Here is a 12,333-nt window from a genome sequence, read left to right as displayed (position 1 = left end):
CCAGTCCTGTAGTACCTAAAAGCCTCCGCCTTTCCGGCGGGGGCTTTTTTTTGCCAGAAGCAAGTGATCAGCAGCGAAGAGCAAGAGTTTGCAGACACGCCGGTCTTCCTCCTGACTATTTACAGTCGCCAGCGGCGGCCACCTTACAGGTCGCTTAGTGATCGGCTTCCCCGAACCCACCGTGGCGTCGATTTTTCGACGCAAGGCGTCCACGGCCGCTATGCCGGGCCGAGCGTCATCGGTTCATCGAAAAACCCGTGATTTTTAAGGGTTTCGTGCGCCGGTCGGCAGCCGCGAACATAACTTGAGAGGGCTGGCATCGCTCTTGCTAACTGTCTCACGACTCAGTGTGTTCGACGGAAAAACATCACCAAAACCCTCAAGAATTGACCTGTTGCGCCGAAAAACTTCGTGAGGCGGATGGCATGCCATGGCACCGTCATGGATCGTCCGGCTGGAGCTTCGTAACACCGGGCATATCGAGATAGGCACGGTGCGTGCGGCTACCCCGGCTACCGTTTTTTCCTTTGATCGCACGACTATCTGTTGTATGTGCAAGCGTTGTTCCGACTGAGCGAAAGCTGTTGGACTTCGCTCGGAAACTGAAGGATTGTCATGACTACCACTACCAGCGCAACGTCCGGCAACAGCAGTCTCACTTCACTGCTCAATGCGCTCGGCGGAAGCGGCTCCAGTTCGTCTTCGTCCAGCAGTTCATCCAGTTCGAGCAGCGCGGGCAACCCCAGCGCGCCAGGCATCGGGTCGGGTCTGGACGTCAATACGATCGTCACCGCGCTGGTCAACGCCAAGAAAGCGGCTTCGCAAGACCAGATCAACAACAAGACTAACCAGATCAATGCCGAGCTGACCGGCCTGAACTCGCTCAGTTCGGCGCTCAGTACCTTGCAAGCTGCACTGGCCAAGCTGACCACGACCAGTACCTTCGCCAGTTACGATGCCGCGGTTACTGATACCACGATTGCCAGCGCCACCACGCTGAGCAACGCGGTGCCCGGCAGTTACACGCTCAATGTCAGCCAGTTGGCGACTGCCCAGAAACGTTCCAGCGCCGTGCTGCCAAGCACGCAGGCAGTGGGGCAGGGGTCGTTGACCATCGGGGTGGGCGCCAATAGCTTCAATATCGCCGTGTCCGACACAGCGACCCTGGCCGATATCGCCAGTTCGATCAACAAGGCCTCCAATAACCCGGGTGTCGTGGCGACCGTGGTCAATGGGACCAGCGGTACCCAACTCCTGCTCAGTTCAAGCAAAACCGGTGTCGCCAACGGCTTCACCATCAGTGCCAATGCCACCAGCAGCGATGGCTTGCAGGCACTGGCGACCCAATTGGGCACGGCCGGCAACAACGAAGCGCAGGATGCCAAGCTCAACATCGACGGCATCGACGTCACCAGTGCCAGCAATAACGTGACCGGCGCGCTCAATGGCGTGACCATTGCCTTGACCAAGACGGGCACAACCACACTCAACGTGACCCAGGACAACAGTACCGCGCAGACTGCGATCCAGGGCTTTGTGGATGCCTACAACGCCTATAACACGGCCGTGCAGTCGCTCGATTACAACTCCAGCACCAAGGCGACCGGTGCCTTGTTCGGCGATACCACGATGAACTCCGTGGAGCGTTCGGTTTCCAGTGTGATCAGCAATGCGGTGCGCGGCAACAGCATCGGTACGCTCGCCAACCTGGGCATCACGCGCAACGTCGATGGCACCATGTCGCTGGATTCGGGCAAGCTCACGGCCGCGCTGACCGCCAATCCCAATGCGGTCCAGGATCTGTTTGCAGGCACCAACGGCTACGCCACCAAGCTCAACACTGCCCTGGACGCCTATACGTCGAGCTCCGGCATCATCGCCACGCGCGTGAAAAGCCTCAACGACAGCCTCAATCAGCTCGGTACGCAGCAGACTGCCCTGGACAATCGCATGGCGCAGTACCAGACCCAGTTGCAAAAGCAGTACACCAACCTGGATACGCTGATGTCTTCGTTGAACAACACCAGCAGTTACCTCACCACTGCCCTGCAACAGCTGTCGAACTCCAGTAGTTCCAAGTAAGTCAAGGGAGACCAGGAAATGACGTACGGACTCATGCGCAAGGCCAGTTCGATGTACCAGCAGACCGGTGCGCGCGGCGGCGTGGAAGATGCCGATCCGCATCAGCTGACCGCCATGTTGCTCGATGGGGTGCTGGACCGTATCGCCCAGGCGCGCGGCCATATCCATCATCGTGATGTCGCGGCCAAAGGCATCGCGTTCTCCAAGGCGCAGGCCATCATTGCCGAGCTGCGCAGCAGCTTGAATCACGAAACCGGGGGCGATCTGTCACGGCGGCTGGCATCGCTGTATGAATACGTCACCCGTCGCCTGTTACAAGCCCAGCTCAATAATGATCTGGACGCGCTCGATGAGGCGGCTCGCCTGCTGATGCCGATCCGCGACAGCTGGCACGCGATCCGTGAGGGTTACCTGGCCCAGCGGAGCGAACAGGCCAAGACCACGGTTGCGGCCAGCGCGTGATGGAACAGACCCATATCCCGCTTGAGCTCGCCTATGAGCTGAGCCTGCAGGCGCTGGAGGCGGCTCGCATGGGCGATTGGGAGCGTGTCCAGGAGCTGACGCCGCAGCGTGATGCCCAACTGCGTATGGGCCATCCGCGTGATGAGCGCAGTGCCGACATCATCCGTATTCTGATCGAACACAATGCGCAGCTGATGGACTTGGCCGACGCGGCCCGTCACGAGGTCAATGCGCAGATTCAGCAACAGAAGTACTCCCACCGCGCGCTCAGCGCTTATATAGCGTCTTCCGATCAACCGTGAGCCGGGCCGGTTCCCGCATGGCGGCGTGCGCGCCGGGTGCATCAACCGTTAGGCTGCCAGCGCTGGCGTCGCCGGACGCCTCCTCACCCCCGGGGGCCTGATGCAAATCGATACTTGGCAGGATTTCTCTGAACGCGTCAGCTATGAGGATCGGCTGCACCTGTGCTGCGCCGCACTGGGCGAGTGGGACGAACAGCGTCAGTCCCAGATCCGTGAACGCAATCTGCATGTGCTGGCTACGCTCGATTCGCTTGAGGAGCGTCGTGCCGACATCGACGAGGAGGCGCCCCTGGTGCAGGAACTGGCCAGGATCGACAACAAGCTCAATGTCCTGATGGATATCGTCACCCGGCTACTGGTCCCCGAGAGCATCCTGCCGCCGCGCCAGTCGATCCGTCTCAATGCCCTGGGCGCGCTCGTACCCAGTCAGGTGCTCCCCCCCGTTGACGGCCCGGTGCTGTTGACCCTGCATGTGGATGCCTGCCGGGCTCTACCGCTGGAATTTTCGGCCCAGGTGACGCACAGCGCCACTGCCGACATGACGCTCCTGGTCTTCGATGGACTGGGTGACGCCGTGCTGGAGGGGTTGGAGCGCTTCGTCTTTCGTCATCATCGTCGCAAAGTGGCCGAAGCGCGTCAGTCGCTGACCTGACCTGCCTGGGCAGGTAACGGAAATGTGATCCTTTCCCATCGAGCTCATGTGATGCAGATCACATTATGGGCACCGCGCGCACGTGTATTTCATCTGAGAACGACGTCTTACTGACGCTATTTGGCTGTCCAAATGCCGGTTGGGAATTGTTTTTTTCTCAATGGAAACATGGGGATTGCTCTCTTTGTAAACGTTTTCCCCGGGGTGTGTTCACAGTCGTGAAATAGCCTTGACGTCGATGCCATGGCACGGGCGCGGCAAATTTGGCGCAGCTCTTGCCATGTCTCCGCTAAGTCGGTGACGGATAGCCGACACGGCACGGGGGTCGCAACGCAGAACGGACATCGGCGTATGTGATGAACAGTAACGTTGGGAATCGCATCGATGGATACCGCCAATTTTCTGGTGATTGAATCTGACCAGGGCCGCGCTGATGCCGTGATGTCGGCATTGCACTTCCTGGGCTATCGTCCGCAACTGGAATCGGAACTGTCCGATCAGGCGACGGCCGAACAGGAATGGCGTGCCGTATACGTTGGCCACGTGGTCGACGACAACAAGCTGCAGCGCCGGCTCGGTGAGCTCGGTTCGCAGGCCGCGGCCATTCCTCTGCTGTTGGCATCGGACTCCTCCCAAAATATTCGCCTGGCAGGCAACGACTCCCCCTTTGCCGGCCGCGTCGAGCATCTGCAGTTCCCGTTGCGCTATGAGCAGGTGGCCGAGGCCATGCGCAGCCTGCATGCCCGACAGATCACCGCCTCTCAGGGGCGGGCACGCTTTGTCGGCCGATCCTCCCCGATGGCCCGGGTCAACGCCCTGATTCGTCAAGTTGCGCCGTTCGATTCGAGCGTGCTGGTGCTGGGTGAGTCGGGTACGGGTAAGGAGATGGTTGCCCGCACCGTTCACGAGTGCTCGCCGCGTCGCGACAAGCCGTTCGTCGCCATCAACTGCGGTGCGATTCCCGCCGAACTGCTGGAAAGCGAGCTGTTCGGTCATGAAAAGGGTGCGTTCACCGGCGCCATCAGCACTCGCAAGGGGCGTTTCGAGATGGCTGAAGGTGGCACGCTGTTTCTGGACGAGATCGGCGACATGAGCTTGCCGATGCAGGTCAAGCTGCTGCGCGTATTGCAGGAGCGCATGTATGAGCGCGTAGGTGGTAACAAGACCCAGCGGTGCGACGTGCGCATTATCGCCGCCACGCATCGCAACCTTGAGCAGGCGATCGCCGATGGCCGCTTCCGTGAAGACCTCTTCTATCGCTTGAGCGTGTTTCCGCTGGAGATGCCCGCATTGCGTGAACACCTGGATGATCTGCCCGAGCTGATCGAGGAATTCAACCAGCGCCTGCTGCGCCGCGGCTTGGACGGCGTGCGCTTCAGTAACGGCGCCATGCACGCTTTGCGCGGTTACAACTGGCCGGGCAACGTGCGAGAACTGTCCAACCTGGTCGAGCGACTGGCCATTCTGTACCCGCATGGCGAAGTGCGCGCGGCCGACCTGCCTGAGAAGTATCGCGGCACTTCCAGTCATGAAGAGGTCAGTGGTGTGGCCCTGATGTCGCTGATGGATGATCGCCATGTCATCAGTGCGCCGACCAACGGCCCGATGCAGACCATCGATTCGGCCATGCAGTTGCCGGAAGGCGGACTGGACCTGAAGGATCACCTGGCCGATATCGAGATCGGACTCATCCGTCAGGCGCTTGACGCGACCGACGGTGTGGTAGCGCACGCGGCCAAGCTGTTGCGCATGCAGCGCACGACGCTGGTGGAAAAGCTGCGCAAGTATGGTCTGCAGCCGATGCTCTCCGCACACGGTTGATTGCTTGAAAAGTACTAGTTTTAAAGGGTTTTAAGGTCGTGCTCGGTAGCATGTGCGTCGTGACTTCGACACGTGACGGAAGGCTGGCACGGCTTGTGCATTCAACCCCTTTGAACACCTCACGCGTTGGGATTTCGACATGAGCCAGATCGACGTCAACAGCCTGCTCTCGCAAATGCGCCAGATGTCCTCGCAGGTGCGCATGTCGGAAACTGCGCTGCGTAGTGTGGCTCCGACGGCGGCACCGCAAGGCATGGATTTCGGCGCGCTGCTCAAGCAGTCAATCTCCGCGGTCGGCGAGTCGCAGATGCAGGCAGGCCAGATGGCTGCCAGTTTTGAACGCGGTGATCCCGGGTCGGACCTGGCTCGCACGATGGTTGCGGTACAGAAGGCCGATCTTTCCCTGCGTGGCGTCACCGCCGTGCGTAGCAAACTGATCGACGCCTACAAAGACATCATGAACATGGCGGTCTGATCCTGACGGATCGACGTTTCTCTTTTCCACTGACGCACTGACCGAGCAGCCTACATGGCCGATACCGCCATCGCGCAGCCCGCCTCGAACGGCGCGCGCCTTGACCCGCTAAAGCAGCTTGCCCGCAGCCCGGCAACGCGCCAGCTCATGCTGCTGGTCGGCGTCGCCCTGGCGGTGGCGATCGGCGTCGGTGTCGTGTTGTGGTCGCGTGGACCAAACTATGCGTTGCTGTATGCGGGTCTGGATTCGAAGGATGCCGCGGCAGTCACGCAGGCGCTGCAAGCGAGCAATACCCCCTTCACCTTGAGCCCGGATGGCAGCTCCATCTCGGTGCCAGCATCTGATCTGGCTGCAACACGTTTGAAGTTAGCCTCGCAGGGCTTGCCGCAGGGCAGCGCCGGTACGAATGTGCCGGCCGCTGACTCTCCGTTCGGCATGAGTGACCTGGCCGAGCGCACCCGTTACCAGCAGATGCTGGAAACGGATCTGGGCAACACCATCGCTGGCTTGCAATCGGTGCGCGCGGCGCGTGTGCACCTGGCCTTGCCCAAGCCGTCGGCATTCATTCGCGATAACCGTCAAGCCAGCGCCTCGGTGCTGCTTACGCTGTATTCCGGCCGCCAGCTCGATGCCAGCCAGGTGGCTGCCATCGTGCACTTGGTGGCCTCCAGCGTGCCAGATCTGGACCCGCGCCAAGTATCGATCATCGATCAGCAAGGCCAGTTGCTGACCGTGAGTGATCCCGACAGCGCCAGCGCGATTGGCGACAGCCGGCTGCGCCTGGCTACGCGACTGGAAAACACTTATGCCCAGCGCGTGGAGGACTTGCTCACTCCGCTGGTCGGTCCCGGGCGGGTGCGTGCCCAGGTATCGGCAGACATGGATTTCAGCCAGACCGAAAAAGCCACCGAAACCTACGATCATGAACACCCGTCACTGCGCAGCGAGCAAACCAGTAGCGAAAAGCATCAGGAGCCAGCCGCCAGCAACGCCATCCCCGGAGCGCTGAGCAACCAGCCGCCCAACACCGTCGCGCAGCCCACCGCAGCCAAGCCCGGTGCTGGCGCCAAGACCAGTCCCGGTGCGACCACTACCGCGCAAGCAAGCGGACCCAGTTCCAGTTCGAGCAGTGCCACGCGCAACTACGAGCTCGATCGCACCATCAGTCACGTGAGCGATCCCGCCGGTCGCCTGGCGCGCTTGAGCATCGCCGTGTTGGTCGACAACAAACCGGTGGGCAATGATCCGACCAAGAGCGTGCCGTTCACACAGCAGGAATTGCAGCACCTGACCGACCTGACCAAGAACGCGGTCGGCTTCGATGCGCAGCGCGGCGATACTGTCACGGTGATCAATCAGCCGTTTCACCAGGGAGTGACTGACGACAAGCTGCCGCCGGAACCCTTCTGGCAGCGTCCGGGCATGATGGATCTAATCAAGCAAGGCGTGGGCGTGCTGGTGGCCTTGATCGTCGGCTTCGTGTTCCTGCGTCCGATGATGAAAGGCCTGCTCAAGGGGCCGGCACCGACGGCCATGCAGCCGGCGTTGGCGGCACCGATTCCAACGGTATCCGTGCGTCTGGACGACGATGACGACGAGGTTGCCGGTAATGGTGCTGGGCGTACGCGACTGGGTTCGCCGCAGGCGATGGCGTATGAACAGAAGATCGGCCTGGCGCGCCGCATGGTGGCCGAGAACCCCAAGCAGGTAGCGCAGGTAGTCAAGAATTGGGTGAACGAAGATGGCGGCTGAACATCATCAGGCCAGCGGCGCGCAGCGCGCGGCGATCCTGTTGCTCACCCTGGGTGAGCAGGATGCCGCTGAAGTGCTCAAGCATTTGTCCGCCCGCGACGTACAGGCAGTGGGCACGGCCATGGCCGCGCTCACCAGCGTTTCACGCGATCAGGTCGAAAGCGTGCTCAACATGCTCAACGAAGAACTGGGACGGCAGACGGCGCTTGGTGTCGGCACCGAGGAGTACATCCGCAAGATCCTGGTCAACGCATTGGGCGAGAGCAAGGCGGGCGGCTTGATCGACCGCATCCTGCTTGGACGTAGCAGCAAGGGCCTGGAATCGCTCAAGTGGATGGAAAGCCGCGCGATCGCCGAAATGGTCGGCCTCGAGCATCCGCAGATCATTGCGCTGGTGCTGGCGCATCTTGAGCCGGATCAGGCTGCCGAAGTCATCGGTTATCTGCCGGCGCGTACGCGCTCTGATGCAGTCATGCGCATCGCCACGCTCGACGGCGTGCAGCCGCATGCGCTCAATGAGCTGGATGAGATCATGGAACGTCAGTTCTCCGGCAATACCAACAAGCTCAAGTCAGCCAATGTCGGTGGCCTGAAAGCTGCCGCGGACATCCTCAATGCGATGGAAGCCAGCCGCGAAGCTGAGCTCATCGCAGCGATTCGCCAACACGACTCGAGCTTGAGTGGGCGCATCGAGGAACTGATGTTCGTGTTCGATGATCTGGCCGAGCTTGACGATCGCAGCATGCAGACGTTGTTGCGCGAAGTGCCGTCTGCGCGTCTGGTGGTGGCATTGAAGGGTGCCGAACCGGGTGTGCGTGAAAAGATCTTCGCGAATATGTCCCAGCGTGCAGCCGACATGTTACGCGACGACCTGGAAGTCAAGGGGCCGGTGCGCTTGTCCGAAGTCGATGGTGCGCAAAAGGAAATCATGGGCATTGCCCGCCGGCTGGCTGATTCAGGGCAGATCAGTCTCTCGGCCAGCGGTGACGAGTTCGTCTGATGAAGCCTATCCTCGCACGCGAGTTGCTGCAGGATTTCACGCGCTGGTCGCCGCCCCACGTCGGCGACGATCAGCCATCTGCATCCGAGCCTGCCGAGGAAACGCCGCCGCGCCCCACGGTCTTCGAACTCGAGGAACTTGAACGGCAGGCGCGCGAGGAAGGTTTCATTACCGGGCTTGCGGAAGGCCGTGCCAAGGCGGCCGAAGAATTGCGCGAGCAGCGCGCTCGGCTCGATGCCTTGTTTGAGTCGGCTGCGCGGCCCTTGCAGATGCTTGACGAGGTGATTGAGCAGGAGCTGGCCCGCCTGGCCATGGTGGTTGCCCGCCGCGTACTGGCGCAGGAATTACGCATGGCTCCAGAGTTGGTCGTGCGAGCCGTGCGCGAGGCAGCGGTTTTCCTGCCATTGGCCGAACGCGAACTGCGTGTGCGACTGCATCCGGATGACGTCGCGCTGATGCGTGAACTCGATGCGGTGGAAACGGCGTGGCAGTTGTTACCCGACCCGTCACTTGAGCGTGGCGATTGCCTGCTCGAAAGCGGCCGTTCCCGATTGGACGCACGCGTGGAAACGCGACTGTCGGCGGTGGTCGACGCCGTGCTCGGGCCGGACGCCGATAGCGACGATGCGGCCGACGAGGTCATCGCCTGATGGACATTGCCGAGCGCCAGCAGCAATGGCGACATAAACTGGCGCGACGCCGGCAACGAGCCGAAACGGCGCAGACCCTTTTGGTCGAAGGGCGTCTGCGTCGCGTCGTGGGGCTGACGCTTGAGGCTGAAGGCTGCGAGGCGCCCCTTGGGGCGCGTTGCCTGGTGGCGACGGCGGAAGGTGCTGAACTGGATACCGAAGTCGTCGGGTTTGCCGATGAGCGGCTCTTGCTGATGCCGGTGGGAGATATGCACGGTGTGCTACCCAACGCCCGGGTGCGTCCGTGCGTGCACGTCGGGGGATTGCCGGTCGGTGAAGCCTTGCTGGGCCGCGTTGTCGGTGCAGATGGCATCCCGCTTGATGGCGAAGGTCCGCTCGATACCGACGAGCATGCCGGCTTGAAGAACGAGCCGATCAATCCGATGGCACGTAAGCCCATCGACACGCCCCTGGATGTCGGTGTACGCGCGATCAATGCGTTGCTCACGGTCGGTCGCGGTCAGCGCCTGGGCCTGTTTGCTGGTTCGGGTGTGGGCAAATCCACATTGCTAGGCATGATGACGCGCTATACCAATGCCGATGTCGTGGTCGTTGGCCTGATCGGCGAGCGCGGTCGCGAAGTGAAGGAATTCGTCGAGCATACGTTGGGAGCCGAGGGGCGTGCCCGCGCGGTGATTGTCGCCGCGCCCGCCGATGCGCCACCGCTCAAGCGTCTGCGTGGTGCCCAGTACGCCACCGCCATTGCCGAATGGTTTCGAGATCGCGGCCAGCGTGTGCTTTTGCTGATGGATTCGCTCACGCGTTACGCCCAGGCCCAGCGCGAAATCGCGCTGGCTATCGGTGAGCCGCCCGCGACCAAGGGCTATCCACCGTCCGTATTCGCCATGTTGCCGGCGCTGGTCGAGCGCGCAGGCAATGACGCGGAAGGGCGTGGTTCGATTACTGCATTTTATACGGTGCTTACCGAGGGCGACGATTACCGTCACGATCCGATTGCCGATGCGGCTCGCGCCATTCTCGACGGTCACATCGTGTTGTCACGCGACCTGGCGGAGGCTGGCCATTATCCGGCGATCGATATCGAGGCATCGATCAGTCGCGTGATGCCCGCCGTGGTCGAGCGTGACCAGATGCGCGCGGCGCAGCGTTTTCGCCAAGTTTATTCGGCCTATCGGCAGCAACGTGACCTGATCGCCGTGGGAGCCTACCAAAAGGGTTCTGACCCGCAGACGGACCGTGCCATTGCCATGTGGCCGCACCTGCGTGATTTCCTGCAACAAGAGGTGGATGAGCCGATGCCGTTGAGTGCCGCTGTCGAGGCCTTGCAGACGATCGCCAGGGAGGCCGGCGCATGAAATCTCGTGCCGCCCGATTGCAGCCAGCCGCCGATCAGGCGCGCGAACGCCAGGAACTGGCGTTGCAGCGCCTGGCCGAGCAACAGCAAAAATTGGCAAGATCCGAGCAGCAACTGGCGGAACTGCACCGATACCGTGACGAATACGCGACCAACACGGGTGATCTCAACGTCACCGCGTTGCTCAATCGCCAGCGGTTCGTGGAGAGAATCGACCAGGCCATCGCGCAGCAGAGTGGTGAAGTGGAGCGTAACAAGCGATTGCTTGAGCATGCCGGTGGTCTATGGCGGGAGGCGCATGCGCGCGAGCGGGCGCTCGATAGCGTGATAGACCACCATCGCGAGCAGGAGCGCAAAAGCGAAGAACGGCGCGAACAATCGGAGATCGATGAGCGCATGCAGTATCGCCGACCTCGGTGAGACTGGCGCGATCCTTGCTGCGCTTCTGCACATGCCTTCCTTTCGCCAAAACGATGACGCCATGACTGCCAGTGTTCCGTTGCCCGTCACCGCTGCTCCTTCGCCCGCGCCGATGACGTCTACCTCGTCATCATCGTCGCCAATGCGGTCCGGGCAGGACGACAGTTTCGACGATCGCCTGGATGCTGCGCGACGCCAGCAGCAATCGGGGCACCCGCCACAGGACGAAGCGAAGGCTTCGTCAGGTGACGAGGCGCCGGCATCCAAGTCCCATGGCCATGTCTCAACGCGCGGTGCCAAGAAAGCCGTGGCCAATGAAAACAACACCGATGGTGATGACGGCATCAATGCCGCAAGTGTCATGTTGCAGTTGATTGGCCAATCAGCACCGGCTCAGTCGCCTGTCATCGCATCACCGGCAACAGGGACGGATGTCGCCGCCGCGGCGCCATCTGGCATGCCGGCCCTGGCGCTCAGTCTGCAATCTGAGCCAGTTACGGATGCGCAGATACCCCAAAATTCCCCCGCAACCCAGTTACAGGCGAAGCTATCGGGCCTGCCAGCGAATCTGTTTCCCGCCAATCCGAAGCTGGCCGGTCTCGGCAAGGCCGATGCCATCGACGACAAGAGCTTGGGCAAGCCTGGGCAGGACGATGGCAAGCAGATATTGAACAAATCCGCGGACAGCCATGCTGACGCGTTGAATGTGGCTACCGCGTCGGCCGTCCGGAGCAACGGGGCAGCCGACGACACGAGTAGCGACGCAATAACCCAGGCTTCTCCACACAAGGACAATGATTTTTCTGCGCTACTTGGACTATCCGGTTCGCAGGCGAGCGGCTCCGTTGCCGCACCTGCGCATGTCGTGCAGATGCAGTCGCCGCTCGACAGCAGTGGCTTTGCCCAGGAATTGGGGCAGCAGGTCGCCTGGATGGGAGGGCACGATATCAAGGAAGCGCGGATTCGCCTCAATCCCGAGGAGCTGGGCGAGCTTGAGGTCAAAGTCAGCGTCGAACATAATCGTGTGGATGTGGTTTTTGCCGCGCAACACCCGGCTGCGGTGACGGCGGTACAGCAGACGCTTGGGCAATTGGACACCATGCTTGCGGGCCAGGGCTTGTCGCTGGGGCAGGCGCAGGTGGGGCAGCAACAGCAATCGTTCTCTGGATCGACCTCCGGTCGAGGCAGGACCCAGCAAGGCGACGGTGACGTCAACGACGCGGCAGTCGAGGCATCGCCTCTACGCCGTGTGGCATTGGGTTTACTCGATACGTTCGCCTGAGTGCAGGAGCCGCACCGTTCCTACGGTGCGGCTCCATATGCGACGGGGTCTACCGTGTGGCATCAGACGTATGACACCACG

The 12,333-nt window shown here is 61.5% G+C and carries 12 protein-coding genes; all 12 read left to right on the top strand.

Features of this window, described 5'->3' with window-relative positions; all coding sequences use genetic code 11:
* Positions 1-615: 615 nt before the first annotated feature.
* The 12 genes from fliD to VF436_RS18345 all read left to right on the top strand — a co-directional run bounded on the left by fliD (position 616) and on the right by VF436_RS18345 (position 12,252).
* Positions 616-2,082, top strand: coding sequence for a flagellar filament capping protein FliD (fliD, locus tag VF436_RS18400; RefSeq protein ID WP_330905498.1), 1,467 nt, complete (start codon positions 616-618; stop codon positions 2,080-2,082).
* Positions 2,083-2,100: 18 nt separating this feature from the next.
* Positions 2,101-2,544, top strand: a complete 444-nt coding sequence (fliS, locus tag VF436_RS18395; RefSeq protein ID WP_330905497.1) for a flagellar export chaperone FliS — start codon at positions 2,101-2,103, stop codon at positions 2,542-2,544.
* The gene (locus tag VF436_RS18390) at positions 2,544-2,846 is read left to right on the top strand and encodes a flagellar protein FliT (protein WP_330905496.1); all 303 of its coding nucleotides are present in this window, start codon (positions 2,544-2,546) and stop codon (positions 2,844-2,846) included. Before fliS ends, VF436_RS18390 begins: the two co-directional genes overlap by 1 nt.
* A 100-nt stretch (positions 2,847-2,946) precedes the next feature.
* Entirely contained in the window at positions 2,947-3,498 is a 552-nt protein-coding gene (locus VF436_RS18385) for a PilZ domain-containing protein (protein ID WP_330905495.1), read from the top strand.
* Between the two features lie 384 nt (positions 3,499-3,882).
* On the top strand, positions 3,883-5,319 hold the full coding sequence (locus VF436_RS18380) for a sigma-54 dependent transcriptional regulator (RefSeq protein ID WP_330905494.1): 1,437 nt from the start codon (positions 3,883-3,885) through the stop codon (positions 5,317-5,319).
* Between the two features lie 139 nt (positions 5,320-5,458).
* On the top strand, positions 5,459-5,794 hold the full coding sequence (gene fliE / locus VF436_RS18375) for a flagellar hook-basal body complex protein FliE (protein WP_330905493.1): 336 nt from the start codon (positions 5,459-5,461) through the stop codon (positions 5,792-5,794).
* 54 nt (positions 5,795-5,848) lie between these two features.
* Positions 5,849-7,546: a flagellar basal-body MS-ring/collar protein FliF gene (gene fliF, locus VF436_RS18370; RefSeq protein WP_330905492.1), complete on the top strand. Its 1,698-nt coding sequence runs from the start codon at positions 5,849-5,851 to the stop codon at positions 7,544-7,546.
* A complete protein-coding gene (gene fliG / locus VF436_RS18365) occupies positions 7,536-8,546 on the top strand; it encodes a flagellar motor switch protein FliG (protein WP_330905491.1) in 1,011 nt (336 codons plus the stop codon). The genes fliF and fliG overlap by 11 nt, the downstream gene beginning before the upstream one ends.
* Positions 8,546-9,196, top strand: a complete 651-nt coding sequence (locus VF436_RS18360; protein ID WP_330905490.1) for a FliH/SctL family protein — start codon at positions 8,546-8,548, stop codon at positions 9,194-9,196. The genes fliG and VF436_RS18360 overlap by 1 nt, the downstream gene beginning before the upstream one ends.
* Positions 9,196-10,551, top strand: a complete 1,356-nt coding sequence (gene fliI, locus VF436_RS18355; RefSeq protein ID WP_330905489.1) for a flagellar protein export ATPase FliI — start codon at positions 9,196-9,198, stop codon at positions 10,549-10,551. The genes VF436_RS18360 and fliI overlap by 1 nt, the downstream gene beginning before the upstream one ends.
* Positions 10,548-10,970 (top strand): flagellar export protein FliJ, encoded by a 423-nt coding sequence (fliJ, locus tag VF436_RS18350; RefSeq protein ID WP_330905488.1) that lies wholly within the window; start codon positions 10,548-10,550, stop codon positions 10,968-10,970. Before fliI ends, fliJ begins: the two co-directional genes overlap by 4 nt.
* A gap of 61 nt (positions 10,971-11,031) precedes the next feature.
* Positions 11,032-12,252: a flagellar hook-length control protein FliK gene (locus VF436_RS18345; RefSeq protein ID WP_330905487.1), complete on the top strand. Its 1,221-nt coding sequence runs from the start codon at positions 11,032-11,034 to the stop codon at positions 12,250-12,252.
* Positions 12,253-12,333 lie beyond the last annotated feature (81 nt).

The sequence above is a fragment of the Dyella sp. genome (assembly GCF_036384435.1).
GTDB lineage: Bacteria > Pseudomonadota > Gammaproteobacteria > Xanthomonadales > Rhodanobacteraceae > GSA-30.
The sequence above is the reverse complement of the archived record's forward strand: the minus strand, read 5'-3'. Positions and strand labels throughout refer to the sequence as shown.